Source organism: Kitasatospora sp. NBC_01266, assembly GCF_036242395.1.
Lineage (GTDB): Bacteria > Actinomycetota > Actinomycetes > Streptomycetales > Streptomycetaceae > Kitasatospora.
The window spans coordinates 3487714-3501812 of the sequence record NZ_CP108458.1; the positions used below are offsets into that span (position 1 = coordinate 3487714).

Below are 14099 nucleotides of genomic sequence, written 5' to 3' on the forward strand. Positions count from 1 at the left end.
TCCCCCCGGTCAGCGATGGACGTATGACGAGGTCAAGGACTTGGACCTGCCCTGCGACTTCGACCTCGTGGATGGGGGGATCGTGCCACGAAGCACGACCAGCCTCTGGCACGACACCGTGCGCGACGAGCTGCACTTCGCGCTGTGGACTGCCCGGCGAGCACCTTACGCGGTGCGTTCGGGGTCGCACGTCCTCATCGACCAGTACAACCCGCCCAGGCCCGACGTCATCGTCTACGACAATTCTGGCTTGACCGCGAGACCAGCGTCTATGCCCCAACTCCCGCAGGTGGGCGCCATGTCGGGGAGCTGAAGACCGAACTTCCCTTCCCCGTCGAGATCGACCTCCGCAGCCTCCTTGATCTCTGATCGCACGCGAGCAGCAGAGCCCGGCAGAGCTACCTCAGGCGGCCGGACTTGAGGTCGGCGACGAAGGCGGCGAAGGAGGCGGCGGGGAAGACGAGTGCCGGGCCGGACGGGTCCTTGGAGTCGCGCACGGGGGTGACGCCAGAGAACCCGTCGGCGACCTCGACGCAGTTGTTCGACCCTCCGGTGCTGTAACTGGCCTTGCGCCAAACCGCGTTGGTCAGGCCAGGGGCGGGAGTTCCCACGTGTACCGATCCTCCATCACGTTCCGGATGAAGGCGGCCGACATCTCCGGGTCGAGCGCGGCAGCCTGCACCCGATCGTAGATGACCGTCAATCGGGTGACGTCCTCCGGCTGTTCGAAGAACTGGCCGATGTTGATTCCCTCACTGTAGGCCGACCTCGAGCCGTCCGGCATCGTGAGCAGGCAGAACGACCCGTTCACGGCCGACAGCGGCAAGCCGCGATGCGGGACCACTTGAAGGTCAATGTTCCGCCGCTGGCCAACCTCCAGCAGGTGTGCCAGCTGCCCGTACATCACCTTGGTACCACCAACGGGCAGATAGAGAGCGGACTCGTGCAGCGTCATCCGGTACCACGGTGCATTCTCGTCTTGCAGGATCTGCTGTCGAGCAAGGCGGGCTGCGAACTTCTCCTCTGCGGTCACGTCGCCCAACAGGCCATCGGACTCGGCGAAGATCGCCCGCATGTACGCCTCAGTCTGCAACAGGCCCGGGATGACCAGGGAGTACTCCTGGATCATCGTGGCTACAGCCTGCCGGTACAGGAACGTCTTCGCATAGTGGTCGTACTTCGGATTGTTGATGTGCTCCCAGAGGTCCGTGAGGGCGCTGTCCGCCTGCAACGCCGCGTCCAGCAGCCTGATCAGCTCCCGCCCCGGCGGGTCCGTCGCCAGCTCGATCTGCGCGATCCGGTTGTGCGAGACGAACACCATCTGCCCGAGCTGCTTCTGCGTCAGCCCCATACCCTCGCGCAACCGGCGCACCCGCACGCCGAGATACGCCGCGAGGGACGCTTTGGGATCGAGTTCTTTCGGTGCCGGCACGGCCCCTCCTCGTCTGTGCGAGCCCGCTTGGAGGCTCCCCGTTCGGGATGGTAGCCGCGCAGTGTCATGGTCCATGCGCAGATCGTGAGAATTCACTCTTCGCTTGCGTAGGAAGTCAGTTACCTGCTTCACGCAAGCAGTCGGGCCCGGCATCCTCTCCCCAGAGGCCGGGCCCGACTGTTCCTTGCGAGAGGAGGCGGCTTCCCTGCCGCCGCGGCTCCCCCGAGCCCGCGACCGCTCCGCTTCCCCACCCGTCCCCCGACGGGAGTCCTTGTCACACAGTCCGTTACGCGACCAACTCGCCGAAGGCGAAGGCGGTGTCGCCGTTGCGGTTGAGCTGCTCGTCGTCGCGCAGCCGGCGCAGGGCGCGCCAGATGCTGCTCTTGACGGTGCCGACGCTGATGTTCAGGATGTCGGCGATCTCCGGGTCGGTGCGGCCCTCGTAGTAGCGCAGCACCAGCATGGTGCGCTGGTTCTCCGGGAGCTTGGCGAGCGCCTGCCACAGGACGGCGCGCAGTTCGGTGCCGCCCATCGCGTCGGTGTCGCCGACCGTCTCCGGGAGCTCCTCGGTCGGGTACTCGTTGAGCTTGCGCCGGCGCCAGGCCGAGATGTGCAGGTTGGTCATGGTGCGGCGCAGGTAGCCGCCGACCGCCGCCTTGTCGGTGATCCGGCCCCAGGCGCGGTAGGTGCTGAAGAGCGCGCTCTGCAGCAGGTCCTCGGCCTCGAAGCGGTCACCGGTCAGGTGGTAGGCAGTGGCGTACAGGGAGGCGCGGCGCTCGCGCACATACGCGGTGAACTCCGTCAGGTGGTCCACCTCGGCGGTCGAGGGCTCCCCCTGCACGCCTCCCTGCTCGCCCTGCGGGGCACTCTCCTCGACCGACGCGAGCCGGTAGAGGGTGGCGCCCGTGGTGCGGCCGTCCGTCGGCTCCCCCGAGCCGACCGCGGCGAGACCGCCCCCGTTCACCGCCTGGGTCCCGGTGTGCGTTCCCCCGAACGCCACCGGCACGCCCTGCGTCCTGCTCCCGCCGCCCACCCGGCGAGCCCCCGTGCAGTGCTCGACCCGGACCTTCGTCGCCGGCCGAACGCCGCGGACTGCCGGGTTGTGCGCATCCCAGATGCCCCGGGTCTCAAGCGTTGCGGTCATTGCTGCCCCCATGGTCGGTACGAGCGGGTTCTTTCGGCGCCGCCGCGGCGTCCCGGTGGTGTTCCGGTTCGTTGCGGCGACAAGGAAAATCCTGCCCGGCGCCCGTCATGGCGGTGTCCGGCGACTGTCACAGCGGTGTCACAAGGGGCGGGACCTTCGTCCCGCGGCGCCACTCACCAGCTGCGACGCCCGTCCTGGCCCGGGCGGTTCCCGGCGGTACATCCGGTGAGCCAGAATGACCAGGTGCCTTTCCTCCTACTGATCGAGGACGACGACGCCATCCGGACCGGCCTCGAACTCGCCCTCACCCGCCAGGGCCACCGCGTGGCCGCCGCAGCGTCCGGAGAGGACGGCCTTCGGCTCTTCAAGGAACAACGTCCGGACCTGATCGTTCTCGACGTGATGCTGCCCGGAATCGACGGCTTCGAGGTCTGCCGCCGGATCCGGCGCACCGACCAGTTGCCGATCATCCTGCTGACCGCGCGCTCGGACGACATCGACGTGGTCGTCGGTCTGGAGTCCGGCGCCGACGACTACGTGGTCAAGCCGGTGCAGCCCCGGGTGCTGGACGCCCGGATCCGCGCCGTGCTGCGCCGCGGCGAGCGGGAGAGCTCGGACTCCTCGGCCTACGGCTCGGTGGTGATCGACCGCTCGGCGATGACCGTCACCAAGGACGGCGAGGACCTCCAGCTGACCCCCACCGAGCTGCGCCTGCTGCTCGAACTGAGCCGTCGGCCCGGCCAGGCGCTCTCCCGCCAGCAGCTGCTGCGCCTGGTCTGGGAGCACGACTACCTGGGCGATTCGCGGCTGGTGGACGCCTGCGTGCAGCGGCTGCGGGCCAAGGTCGAGGACGTCCCCTCGGCCCCCACCCTGATCCGTACCGTGCGAGGGGTGGGCTATCGTCTGGACCCGCCCGCCTAGCGCACCCGCGTAGCGCACCCGCGCGCCGCGCGGCTCCCGCGCCGCCGCCTGCCCTGACACCGAATGGCTGACCCGACACGTGACTGACCATCAGAACGGCCGCCGCTTCGCCCGCAAGCTGTGGCGGCGGCTGCGACTGAGTTCGCTGCGGGTCCGGCTGGCCGCGGTGTTCGCCGTGGTCGCGCTGACCGCCGCCGTCTCCGCCTCCGGTATCGCCTACTGGCTGAACCGCGACGCGGTGCTCAAACGTGCCCAGAACAGCAGCCTGACCCTCTTCCGCTCCTCGCTCAGCCGCAACGTCTCCGACCTGCCGGCCGGCGCGAGCTGCGCGGCGCTCAACCAGTTGGCCGGCAACGTGGCCAACTCCGGCCTGACCTACAACGTCGTGGTGGTGGACAGCAGCCAGCCCGACTGCGTGGCCACCTCCGACCCGCAGTTCACGGTGGCCCAGGTGCCGCACGCGCTGCTGGCCGCCGTGCCGAAGCCACGCACGGTCGGCGCCGGCAACCCGTGGGAGTACCACCTGTACTGGCAGCGGGTGAACATCAACGGCACGCCGTACGTGGTCGGCGGCACCCGGGTGGTGCAGACCAACCTGACCGCCTACATGTTCAAGTCGCTGGACAACGAGCGGGCCGATCTGGACACCCTGGGCTGGTCGTTGGCGGTGGCGACGGCGCTCGCGCTGATCGCGGCCACCCTGCTGGCCCAGGCCGCGTCCGCCACCGTGCTCCGGCCGGTCCGCAAACTCGGCGATGCCGCGAGGCGGTTGGGCGAGGGCAAGCTGGACACCCGGCTGGAGGTCAGCGGCGCGGACGAACTGGCTGATTTGGCAAGGACGTTCAACCGCACCGCCGAGGCACTGGCCGAGCAGGTCGAGGAGTTGAGCGCCCGGGAGGCGCAGAGCCGCCGGTTCGTCGCCGACATGTCGCACGAGCTGCGCACGCCGCTGACCGCGATGACGGCGGTCACCGACATCCTGGAGGACGAGGCCGAGTCGCTGGACCCGATGATCGAGCCGGCCGTGCGGCTGGTGGTCAGCGAGACCCGCCGGCTCTCCGACCTGGTGGAGAACCTGATGGAGGTGACCCGGTTCGACGCCGGCACCGCCAAGCTGGTCGCCGACGAGATGGACATCGCCGACCTGATCATGTCCTGCATCGACGGCCGGGCCTGGTACGACGCGGTCGAGGTGGACGCCCCGCGCGGGGTGCTGGCCGTGGTCGACCCGCGCCGGCTCGACGTGGTCTTCGCCAACCTGATCGGCAACGCGCTCAAGCACGGCGGCTCGCCGGTGCGGGTCAAGGTCAGCCAGGGCACCGGACCGACCGGGGCGGGCGAGGTGGTGGTCGAGGTCTGCGACAGCGGGCCCGGCATCCCCGAGGACGTGCTGCCGCACGTCTTCGACCGGTTCTTCAAGGCCGACAAGGGGCGGGCCCGCTCCGAGGGCAGCGGGCTCGGGCTCTCCATCGCGATGGCCAACGCGCAGATCCACGGCGGCACCATCACCGCCGCCAACGCGCCGGACGGCGGCGGCGCGGTCTTCACCCTGCGGCTGCCGCTGCGACCACCGACCCGGGACGGCGTGGCGGGCGGCCCGCCGGGCGGCTCGGGGGAGTCCACCGAGCGGAGGTCGCAGCAGTGAACCGGACGACGAACAGCGGCATCTGGTCCAGATGGGCAATGGCGCTGGCGGTCGGCGTGGCCACCGCCGCGCTGGCCAGCGGCTGCGGTATCCGGCCCACGGCCGTCCCGGTCGACGCGGGCGCGCCCGCCAGCCGGACCGCCTGCCCGAGCCCGGTGCACCCGCCGGCCGCCATGGCCACCCCGAGCCCCGCGGTCACCTACCCGGCGAACGGCGCGTCCAGGACCCCGGCCCCCCAACCCACCGGCGCGCCCTCGCCGATGGCCGCCGCACCGTCACCCAGCAGCCCGTTCAACGCGCAGCCCACACCCACACCGACACCGGGCACGGGCGGGAACCTCTCCTGCCCATGAGCCCGGACGAGCGGTACGCGGACGAACGGGCCCCCGGTTCCGCTGTGAGCGATGCCACGCCCGGCCGCGTGGAGCGGCGAGGAACCAGGACAACCTGGCACCGCGTCATCAGGGGCGTGCAGCGAGATGGCACCGGCGTGCGGGACGCACGCGACAGAGTGCGAATCGAAGACCGACGGCAGGCCACCGCGACGGCCGCGCCGCCGGTCGACGCTCCGGGCACCACGGACGAGCCATCGGCGGACGAGGCACTGGCAGCCGAGGCACCGGGTGAAGCCCCGGCGGGTGAAGCCCTGCCGCTCGCGCTGCGCTCGGTCGGCCTGAGCCTGCTCGCCCTCTACAGCCTGCTGCTGACCTGGCTGGCGCTGCGCCAGGTGTCCACCGCCTGGGCCTACGACACCAACCTGACGCCGTTCGCCTCGGTGCATCGGGCCCTCAGCACCGGCGGGGCCGCCGGGCTGCGGCAGGTCGCGGGCGAGCTGGCGATGCTGGCCCCGCTCGGCGTGCTGCTGCCGATCGCGGGCGGGCGACTGCGGACCGCCTGGCTGCCGTCCTTCCTGCAGACCATCGGCGCCACCGCGCTGATCGCCACCGCGGTCGAGGTGGTGCGCACCGGTGTGGCCGGTCACGTGCTGAACGTGGACGACATACTGCTCGGCGTGATCGGCGCGGCGGCCGCCCACCTGGCGGTGGTCCCGGCCGGGCGGGCCTGGCTGCGCACCCGGTCGGCGGCGGGCGAGCCGCCGGCGACCGCCACCCCGGCTGCGACCGCCACCCCGGCTGCGACGGCCACCCCGACTGCGGACCCGGCACCGCGGCCGGCCGGTTTCGACCCGCTGCCGCCCGCCCCCGCCATCGCGCGCGGCCTCCTCGACGACGCCCCGGGCAGCCGCCTGCAGCTGCGCGCCCACCGCCCGAGCCCGCTGCCGCCGGCCCACCACCGCACCCCGGCCCGCGCCCACCGCTCCTGAGGCCCGCACTCCCGCGCCCCAGCGCCGTCCGACTCAGGGCCGCCCCTGAGCGGAACCCCGAGATCCACTCGCCCGGCCCCGGTGAGACTCCGGGGTAACGGATCGGCATCCGGGCTGACGCCCGCCCAGGCCCACCGGACGCAGCCTGGAGTCAGCGCCCCGGGCTCCCCGGAGCGCGACCGACCCGCAGCTCACCGCCCGGAGACCGCCATGCGCACGCTCGCCCGTCCCCGCCACAACCGCCTCATCGCCGGCGTCTGCGCCGGGGTCGCCGAGCGCTTCGGCCTCTCCGCCTGGACGGTCCGGCTGATCTACCTGGCCTTCTGCCTGCTCCCCGGCCCGCAGTTCCTGATCTACCTGGCGCTGTGGCTGCTGCTCCCCCAGGAGCCGTGACCCGGGAAGCCTGACCCAGGAAGCCCGGCCCAGGAACCCTGCCCCGGCGATCCCCCCGGGTGCGGCAAGGGCCGCCCACCCCGCGTGAGCGGAGCGGGCGGCCCTTGCCGCACGAGAGGGACTGCCGACCCGTCAGCCGCCCAGGCCGGGCACGGCCCCGCTCACCGGCACGGCACCGCCGAGCAGGCCGCCCACCGGACCGGGCGCCTTCTGCGCCACGCTCGCCAGCCCGGCGATCGGCAGCCCGCGGGTGGCCTCACCGGCCGGGGCGGCGGCCATCGGGCCGTCCGCCGCCGGGGCCTGCGCGGCGGGCGCCTGGCCGGCCTTGGGGCTGAGCATGCCGGTGGTCTGCGAGACCGGGCCACCGAGCGCCGGGGCCTGGTTCAGGGTCCCGGTCAGGCCACCGGTGTCGGGCAGCGCACCGGTGGGCAGCGCACTGAGACCGCCGGTGGCGGCCGACGCGGCACCGGCCGCGGTCGCCGCGATGACGACGCCGAGCGCCGCGGTGCCGGCAGCCTTGAGAGTGGCCTGCTTCATGGGTCCGTCCTTGGGTCCGTCGGGCCGGCGCGGGCTGCTGCCCGGGCCGGCCCGAAGGCGCGGGCCCGAGCATCTGCCGCTGCACCGTGTCAGCAGTGATTGGCTCACCGTAGACAGTCCGTCGGGCCGGGGCCAAAGTCCCTCACTCGGCCGAGTGAACTGTCATACAGTCACACCAAGCCTTCCCCGCAAGGGACTTGACGCAGCCTCAGCGAAGGGGACCGCTCAGGCCGAGGCGCCGAACAGCCACTCGGCCTTCAGCTCCGCATACCCCGGCTTGATCACCTCGTTGATCATCGCCAGCCGCTCGTCGAACGGCAGGAACGACGACTTCATCGCGTTGACCGTGAACCACAGCATGTCGTCCAGCCCGTACCCGAACGCCTCGATCAGGTGGCCGAACTCCTGGCTCATGCTGGTCCCGCTCATCAGCCGGTTGTCGGTGTTCACGGTGACCCGGAACTTCAGCCGGCTGAGCAGCCCGATCGGGTGCTCGGCGTACGAGGTCGCCGCCGCCGTCTGCAGGTTGGAGGTCGGGCACATCTCCAGCGGGACCCGCTTGTCGCGCACGTAGGCGGCCAGCCGGCCGAGCGTGACCGTGCCGTCCTCGTGCACCGCGATGTCGTCGATGATCCGCACGCCGTGGCCGAGCCGGTCGGCGCCGCAGCACTGCAGCGCCTCCCAGATCGAGGGCAGCCCGAAGGCCTCGCCGGCGTGGATGGTGAAGTGGTTGTTCTCGCCCTTGAGGTAGTCGAAGGCGCCCTGGTGCCGGGTCGGCGGGTGGCCCGCCTCGGCACCGGCGATGTCGAAGCCGACCACGCCGGCGTCGCGGTAGCGGTTGGCCAGCTCGGCGATCTCCTGCGAGCGGGCGGCGTGCCGCATCGCGGTGAGCAGGGTGCCGACCTTGATCCGGTGGCCGTTGGCGCGGGCCTTGGCCTCACCGATCCGGAAGCCCTCGTTGACCGCCTCGACGACCTCGTCCAGGCTCAGCCCGGCCTCCAGGTGCTGCTCAGGGGCGTAGCGCACCTCGGCGTAGACCACGCCGTCGGCCGCCAGGTCCTCGGCGCAGTCGGCGGCGACCCGGATCAGCGCGTCCCGGGTCTGCATCACGGCACAGGTGTGCGCGAAGGTCTCCAGGTAGCGGACCAGCGAGCCGGAGTCGGCGGCCTCGCGGAACCAGACGCCCAGCTTGGCCGGGTCGGTGGTGGGGAGCCCCTGGTAGCCGCAGGCGGCGGCCAGCTCGACGATGGTCTCGGGGCGCAGCCCGCCGTCCAGGTGGTCGTGCAGCAGCACCTTGGGGGCGCGGCGGATCTGGTCGGCGGTGGGAACGCGCGGGGCCGTGGTGCCCGCGGGGACGAGGATCTGCTTTTCCATTGCGGGAGTGTAGCCCCTACGCGCGTAGATTCCTACTCGCCACCCCCGCCAGGTTTTACGTTTCACCCGTGGTCCACCAACGGTCCACCACCGCACCGGCGGCAGCGCGGACCAGCCGCTCCCGCGACCGCCTCGGATCACCCGTGGTCCAGCAGCCGCCCGCGCCGGGACAGCACGAACGCGCGGAACGCCGCGGCCGGCGGCGGCAGCGCCCGACCGGTCACCCAGGCCAGCCCGATCGCCCGCCGGGTGCGCGGCGCCGTCACCGTCAGGTCCACCACCCCGGGGCGCGGCACGGTCCCCGGCGGCAGCAGCGCCACCCCGAGCCCGGCCGCGACCAGCCCGCGCAGCGTCTCCGCCTCCTCCCCCTCGAAGGCGATCCGCGGCGCGAACCCGGCCTGCGCGCAGAACTCGTCGGTGATCCCGCGCAGCCCGTACCCCTGCTCCAGCGCGACGAACGGCTCCTCGGCCACCTCCGCCAGCCGGATCCGGCGCCGCCCGGCGAGCCGGTGGTCGGCGGGCACCACCAGGTGCAGCACCTGCTCGTCCAGTGGGCGGGCGGTCAGCTCCGGGTCGTCCTCGGCGGGCAGCGGTGAGACCAGGCAGAGGTCCAACTCGCCCGCCCGCAGCCGCGCCAGCATCGCCGCCACGTAGTCCTGGACCAGTTGGAACCGCACCTGGGGATGGTCGACCCGAAAGCCCCGCAGCAGCGCGGGCACCGCGTCCGTCCCCATGGTGTGGAGAAACCCGAACGCCACCCGCCCCGCCGCCGGATCCACCTCGGCGCGCGCCGCCCGCGCCCCGCGCTCCAGCTCGGCCAGTGCCCGCTCCACCGAGCCGAGCAGCAGCTGCCCGGCCCGGGTCAGCCGCACCGTGCGCCCCTCGCGGGCCAGCAGCTCGACGCCCAACTCGCCCTCCAGTCGGGCGATCGCGCGCGACAGGGTGGGCTGCGGCATGGCCAGCAGCTCGGCCGCCCTGGTGACATGCTCCAGCCTGGCCACCGCCGCGAACTGGGCGAGCCTGGGGGCCAGTTGGACGACCGGGGCGTGCGGATCGAGTTCGACGGGCCTGGGTACCGGATTCTCCTCATGCGCCATGGCATGAATTATCGCCGATTGATGTATTGGACGCATGGAATCGGTCAGGTCTAGCGTCGTTGCCATGCCTCCCGTCGAGACCACCGCTGCCGAGGCATCCGTCGCAGCCACCGCCCCGGGTGCCGTCCCCTCCCTCCCCGCCACCGATCTGCGACTGCGCCCCGGGCAACGGGACTTCCGGCGCTCCAACCTCGCGCTGTTCGCCGCCGGCATCGCCACCTTCGTGCTGCTCTACTCCACCCAGGGCCTGCTGCCACTGCTCTCCGCCGACCTCGACCTCACGCCCGGAGCGGCGAGTTGGACCTCCTCGGCGGCCACCCTGGGCCTGGCGCTCGGCCTGCTGCCGGCCAGCGCGCTCTCCGACCGGTACGGACGCACGGCGGTGATGACCGGCTCGGTGCTCGCCGCCTCGCTGATCGCCACCGCGCTGCCGTTCGCCCCCTCGCTCGGCGTCCTGGTCGTGCTACGCGTCATCCAGGGCGTGGCGCTGGCCGGCCTGCCCGCCACCGCGATGGCCTACCTCGCGGAGGAGATCCACCCCAGCGCGCTGCCCTCCGCGATGGGCCTCTACGTGGCGGGCAACAGCATCGGCGGCATGGGCGGCCGCCTGGTCGCCGGCTGGACCGCCGCCGCCTGGGGCTGGCGCTGGGGGCTGGCCTGCTCGGCGGCGCTCGCGCTGCTCGCCGTGCTCGCCTTCCGCCTGCTGATCCCCACCGCCCAGCACTTCCGCCGCACCCCCGTGGACCCGCGCGCACTGGCCCGCACCGTGGGCGCCCACCTGCGCGACCCGCTGCTGCTGCGGCTGTACGCACTCGGCATGCTCTTCATGGCCGTCTTCGGCGCGGTCTACAACACGGTCGGCTTCCGGCTGATCGCGGCGCCCTTCCACCTGCCCCAGTCGGTGGCGGCCACGATCTTCGTGGTCTACCTGGTCGGCACCGCGACCTCCGCCGCCGCCGGACGCCTCAACCAGGCCGTGGGCCGCCGCGGCGCGCTCTACGTCGCGATCGGCCTGACCACGGCGGGCCTGCTGCTCTCGCTGGCCGACTCCCTGCTCTGCGCGCTGCTCGGCCTGGTCCTGATCACCGGCGGCTTCTTCGCCGGCCACGCGACGGCCTCCTCCGCCGTCGGCCGGACCGCCCGGCACGGGCGCGCCCAGGCCTCGGCGCTCTACCTGATGGCCTACTACCTCGGCAACAGCCTGGGCGGCACGGTGGGCGCGGACGCCTTCCACGCGGTCGGCTGGTCGGGCGCGGCGAGCGTGGGGCTGGCGGCGATGGCACTGGCGGGCGGCGTGACGCTGTACGCCACGTGGCGGGCGGCGGGGATGGGTACCGTGCGGGCATGAGCATCGACGCGGCGACATTCGCCCGGCTCCGCGAGATCGCCGACCAACTGCCGCAGGTCCCGGGCATCGGCGCCGTAGAGATCGCCCACGGCCGGATCCTCATGACGACGTCCCCGGTCAAGCGGCACGAACTCGCCGTGCTCCGGATCGCCCGCCAGCTCAACGAACAGCTGCCCGGCACCCACCCGGGCCACGTCGCCCACGCCGGGACCGACCTTGAGGATCCCGGTCTCGGCCGCCTTCGCAGGCCGGACCTCATGGTGTTCCCGGAGGAGGTCCTGGAAGGTGACGAACCGGCGCTGCTGCCGCAGGACACCCTCCTGGTGGTCGAAGTCGTCTCGAAGTCGAACCCCGAGAACGACTACGAGGACAAGGTCCGCGACTACGCGGCCATGGGCATCCCCTACTACCTCCTGGTGGACCCTCGCACCGGTACCGGCGTCGTGCACTCCAAGCCCGGCTACACGTCCCAGGCGCCCTTCGCCTTCGGCGAAGAGATCCACGTCGGGCCATGGACCCTCGACACGAGCGTGCTGCTCACGTACTAGCAGGGGCCGGTCTGGCGTGCCCGCGCTGAATTCCAGGACCGGGCACGTCAATTCGTCCACACCCGCGACCGGCTCGACCGAACTGACCCGCCGACGCATGCCGCAGGGTGCCGCGGTCGCCCTGACCGCCACCGCCGGCACCGCCCTGCTGGGGCCTGTCCAAGCCCACCACCACCTCGGCAGCCGTCGGCGGCTCGGAGACCTTCGACGAGGTCTTCGGGAACCGCCGGATCCAGGGAATGCCGATGGCCGGCGGCAGCGGCGGCATGCACCACGCCGGCCGAGCCGATCGGCGAGAAGCTCCGCCACGGCGTCCACCGCCCGACCGGGCACCCCCCTTCCGGGTGAACGCGGCTCGCCCGACGAGCCGCATCCCCGGTGCGCCTGCGCGATGCCCGTACCTCCGTTCGACTGAACTGGGTGGCGGCCGATCCCCTCCTGTGCCAGGAGCCCCGCATGCCCACGTCCAGCGCCCTCGCCCTCCTCCCCGCCCCGCTCCTCGCCTTCGCCCTCGCCACTCCCGCCGGCGCCGCGAGCCGTGCCCCCGGCGCCCGCCCCACGCTCGCCGACGCCGGCATCGCCCCGCACCTGCTCACCATCGGCGTGCTCGCCCTCGCGCTGCTCGCCCTGGGCACCGCCGCGCTGGCCCGCAGCCACCGCCGCTGAGCCACAACCCACTTGCCCGGAAACTCAGTTGCCGATCGCCGCAGCCGCCGCCCAGAATCGGCGCCATGTGTGCCGCCGTCCTGACCGACGACCAGATCGAGCGCTTCGTCACCGAAGGCTTCGTCCACCTCCCCGAGGCGTTCCCGCGCGCCCTCGCCGATGAGTGCCGCGCCTTCCTCTGGCGCGAGACGGGCCTGGACCCCGACGACCCGGTCAGCTGGACGCAGCCCGTCGTCCGCCTCTTCAGCTACGCGGACGCCCCCTTCCAGCGGGCCGCCACCACCCCGCGCCTGCACGCCGCCTTCGACCAGCTCGTCGGCCCGGGCAACTGGACGCCGCGGCTCGGGCTCGGCACGTTCCCGATCCGCTTCCCGCACCCGGCGGACCCGGGGGACGCCGGGTGGCACATGGACGGCAGCTTCACCCCGCCCGGCGAGGACGGCTACTGGCTCAACCTCCGCTCGCGGGACCGGGCGCTGCTGATGCTCTTCCTCTTCTCGGACGTCGGCACCGACGACGCGCCGACCCGGATCAAGGTGGGCTCGCACCTGGACGTGCCGCCGTTCCTGGAGCCGTACGGGGAGCGCGGCGCCAACCTCTTCGAGGTCTGCACCGCCATGGACGAGGCCGGCCGGCTCGACTCCCCCGACCGCCCGCAGGCGCTCGCCACCGGCCGGGCCGGCGACGTCTACCTCTGCCACCCGTTCCTGATCCACGGCGCCCAGCCGCACCGGGGCACCGTCCCGCGCTTCATGGCCCAGCCGCCGCTGCTGTCCACCGCTCCGCTCGACCTGGACCGCACGGACGGCGCGCACACCCCCGTGGCCCGCGCCGTCCGACTCGGACTCGGCCTCGGCCCTTCGTAGTTCGCGCGGTCACCGGTCGAGCCGTGGCCGACCGCCACACCGGCCCGCAGCCTGCGGTTATCGCAAGCGGTAGCGGGCATATCACCCTGCGAAACCAGGGAGAGAGCCATGGCGATCGTCTTCGACGCGGACTTCGGTTCGACCGAGCAGTGGGTGGCCGGGCGCACCAGCGCCTATCCGAACATGGGCCCGACCAACCGGGCCGACCACAAACTCGACCAGCTCAACGGGGCCTACTGCCCGAGCGGCCAATTCACCGCCACCCGAAGCTGGTTCGGCTACCGCTGGAGCTGCAACCTGCTCACCACCGAGGGCAGCCCGCAGGGCTTCCAGCTGCGGGCCGGCGACACCCTGCACGCCCGGGTCACGCTGCCCACCGGCATCGGCGCCTGGCCGGCCATCTGGACCTGGCGGGACGGCGGCAACGAGGTCGACATCTTCGAGTACCACCCCGACCACCCGGGCCTGCTGGAGGTCACCAACCACGTCAGCGGCGGCTCCTACTACTGGGACGGCACCGCCGCCGGCGTCGCCCCGGGCGCCACCATCGACCTCAGCACCACCATCGGCGCCGACTCCGTCGACTGGTACGCGGGCGACACCCGGATCTACTCCGACGGCATGGGGGTGGGCGACGACTGGTCGGCCTACCTGATCGTCAACCTCTCGGTGTCGGACGGCACTTACCACCCGGCCCCACCCTTCTTCGGGCCCCGCCGGCTGAGCTGGACCTGCCTGAGCCTGCAGGTGGAGCGCTGAGCCCGGCAACCCGCCCTTGCTCCTCGTTCCAGGCGACTCACACCG

General features: G+C 72.5%; 17 protein-coding genes. 11 read left to right on the forward strand and 6 right to left on the reverse strand.

Annotation, left to right across the window (positions count from 1 at the left end):
- Positions 1–82: 82 nt before the first annotated feature.
- Positions 83–313: a hypothetical protein gene (locus OG403_RS14925; protein WP_329564737.1), complete on the forward strand. Its 231-nt coding sequence runs from the start codon at positions 83–85 to the stop codon at positions 311–313.
- A gap of 85 nt (positions 314–398) precedes the next feature.
- Here the strand turns inward: OG403_RS14925 and OG403_RS14930 are convergent, their stop codons facing one another.
- The 3 genes from OG403_RS14930 to OG403_RS14940 form a co-directional block, all read right to left on the reverse strand.
- The gene (locus tag OG403_RS14930) at positions 399–611 is read right to left on the reverse strand and encodes a DUF397 domain-containing protein (RefSeq protein WP_329564738.1); all 213 of its coding nucleotides are present in this window, start codon (positions 609–611) and stop codon (positions 399–401) included.
- Complete coding sequence (locus OG403_RS14935) at positions 587–1432, reverse strand: helix-turn-helix domain-containing protein (RefSeq protein ID WP_329564739.1); 846 nt, start codon at positions 1430–1432, stop codon at positions 587–589. The genes OG403_RS14930 and OG403_RS14935 overlap by 25 nt, the downstream gene beginning before the upstream one ends.
- A 286-nt stretch (positions 1433–1718) precedes the next feature.
- On the reverse strand, positions 1719–2576 hold the full coding sequence (locus OG403_RS14940) for a SigE family RNA polymerase sigma factor (protein WP_442910916.1): 858 nt from the start codon (positions 2574–2576) through the stop codon (positions 1719–1721).
- A gap of 243 nt (positions 2577–2819) precedes the next feature.
- On the opposite strand from OG403_RS14940, the gene OG403_RS14945 reads away from it, so the two are divergent.
- The 5 genes from OG403_RS14945 to OG403_RS14965 all read left to right on the forward strand — a co-directional run bounded on the left by OG403_RS14945 (position 2820) and on the right by OG403_RS14965 (position 6859).
- A complete protein-coding gene (locus OG403_RS14945; protein ID WP_280726464.1) occupies positions 2820–3497 on the forward strand; it encodes a response regulator transcription factor in 678 nt (225 codons plus the stop codon).
- Between the two features lie 79 nt (positions 3498–3576).
- A complete protein-coding gene (locus OG403_RS14950; RefSeq protein ID WP_329564740.1) occupies positions 3577–5142 on the forward strand; it encodes a HAMP domain-containing sensor histidine kinase in 1566 nt (521 codons plus the stop codon).
- Entirely contained in the window at positions 5139–5495 is a 357-nt protein-coding gene (locus OG403_RS14955) for a hypothetical protein (RefSeq protein WP_329564741.1), read from the forward strand. The genes OG403_RS14950 and OG403_RS14955 overlap by 4 nt, the downstream gene beginning before the upstream one ends.
- Positions 5496–5653: 158 nt before the next feature.
- On the forward strand, positions 5654–6466 hold the full coding sequence (locus OG403_RS14960) for a VanZ family protein (RefSeq protein ID WP_329564742.1): 813 nt from the start codon (positions 5654–5656) through the stop codon (positions 6464–6466).
- Positions 6467–6676: 210 nt separating this feature from the next.
- A complete protein-coding gene (locus tag OG403_RS14965; RefSeq protein WP_329564743.1) occupies positions 6677–6859 on the forward strand; it encodes a PspC domain-containing protein in 183 nt (60 codons plus the stop codon).
- A gap of 132 nt (positions 6860–6991) precedes the next feature.
- Here the strand turns inward: OG403_RS14965 and OG403_RS14970 are convergent, their stop codons facing one another.
- The 3 genes from OG403_RS14970 to OG403_RS14980 form a co-directional block, all read right to left on the reverse strand.
- A complete protein-coding gene (locus OG403_RS14970; RefSeq protein ID WP_329564744.1) occupies positions 6992–7396 on the reverse strand; it encodes an ATP-binding protein in 405 nt (134 codons plus the stop codon).
- 225 nt (positions 7397–7621) lie between these two features.
- Positions 7622–8770, reverse strand: coding sequence for an adenosine deaminase (locus tag OG403_RS14975; RefSeq protein ID WP_329564745.1), 1149 nt, complete (start codon positions 8768–8770; stop codon positions 7622–7624).
- 137 nt (positions 8771–8907) lie between these two features.
- A complete protein-coding gene (locus tag OG403_RS14980; RefSeq protein WP_329564746.1) occupies positions 8908–9867 on the reverse strand; it encodes a LysR family transcriptional regulator in 960 nt (319 codons plus the stop codon).
- Positions 9868–9931: 64 nt separating this feature from the next.
- On the opposite strand from OG403_RS14980, the gene OG403_RS14985 reads away from it, so the two are divergent.
- The 5 genes from OG403_RS14985 to OG403_RS15005 all read left to right on the forward strand — a co-directional run bounded on the left by OG403_RS14985 (position 9932) and on the right by OG403_RS15005 (position 14054).
- Entirely contained in the window at positions 9932–11215 is a 1284-nt protein-coding gene (locus tag OG403_RS14985; protein ID WP_329564747.1) for an MFS transporter, read from the forward strand.
- The gene (locus tag OG403_RS14990; RefSeq protein WP_329564748.1) at positions 11212–11763 is read left to right on the forward strand and encodes a Uma2 family endonuclease; all 552 of its coding nucleotides are present in this window, start codon (positions 11212–11214) and stop codon (positions 11761–11763) included. Before OG403_RS14985 ends, OG403_RS14990 begins: the two co-directional genes overlap by 4 nt.
- Positions 11764–12219: 456 nt before the next feature.
- Complete coding sequence (locus OG403_RS14995) at positions 12220–12429, forward strand: hypothetical protein (RefSeq protein WP_329564749.1); 210 nt, start codon at positions 12220–12222, stop codon at positions 12427–12429.
- A gap of 65 nt (positions 12430–12494) precedes the next feature.
- Positions 12495–13295, forward strand: a complete 801-nt coding sequence (locus OG403_RS15000) for a phytanoyl-CoA dioxygenase family protein (protein WP_329564750.1) — start codon at positions 12495–12497, stop codon at positions 13293–13295.
- A gap of 108 nt (positions 13296–13403) precedes the next feature.
- A complete protein-coding gene (locus OG403_RS15005; RefSeq protein ID WP_329564751.1) occupies positions 13404–14054 on the forward strand; it encodes a beta-glucanase in 651 nt (216 codons plus the stop codon).
- Positions 14055–14099: the final 45 nt, after the last annotated feature.

What these genes read in the sequence shown, in the direction of transcription:
- OG403_RS14940 (WP_442910916.1), bottom strand. Translation starts at nt 2,576, where the DNA reads ATGACCGCAACGCTTGAGACCCGGGGCATCTGGGATGCGCACAACCCG.
- OG403_RS14965 (WP_329564743.1), top strand. Translation starts at nt 6,677, where the DNA reads ATGCGCACGCTCGCCCGTCCCCGCCACAACCGCCTCATCGCCGGCGTC.
- OG403_RS14970 (WP_329564744.1), bottom strand. Translation starts at nt 7,396, where the DNA reads ATGAAGCAGGCCACTCTCAAGGCTGCCGGCACCGCGGCGCTCGGCGTC.
- OG403_RS14975 (WP_329564745.1), bottom strand. Translation starts at nt 8,770, where the DNA reads ATGGAAAAGCAGATCCTCGTCCCCGCGGGCACCACGGCCCCGCGCGTT.
- OG403_RS14980 (WP_329564746.1), bottom strand. Translation starts at nt 9,867, where the DNA reads ATGGCGCATGAGGAGAATCCGGTACCCAGGCCCGTCGAACTCGATCCG.
- OG403_RS14985 (WP_329564747.1), top strand. Translation starts at nt 9,932, where the DNA reads ATGCCTCCCGTCGAGACCACCGCTGCCGAGGCATCCGTCGCAGCCACC.
- OG403_RS14990 (WP_329564748.1), top strand. Translation starts at nt 11,212, where the DNA reads ATGAGCATCGACGCGGCGACATTCGCCCGGCTCCGCGAGATCGCCGAC.
- OG403_RS14995 (WP_329564749.1), top strand. Translation starts at nt 12,220, where the DNA reads ATGCCCACGTCCAGCGCCCTCGCCCTCCTCCCCGCCCCGCTCCTCGCC.
- OG403_RS15000 (WP_329564750.1), top strand. Translation starts at nt 12,495, where the DNA reads ATGTGTGCCGCCGTCCTGACCGACGACCAGATCGAGCGCTTCGTCACC.
- OG403_RS15005 (WP_329564751.1), top strand. Translation starts at nt 13,404, where the DNA reads ATGGCGATCGTCTTCGACGCGGACTTCGGTTCGACCGAGCAGTGGGTG.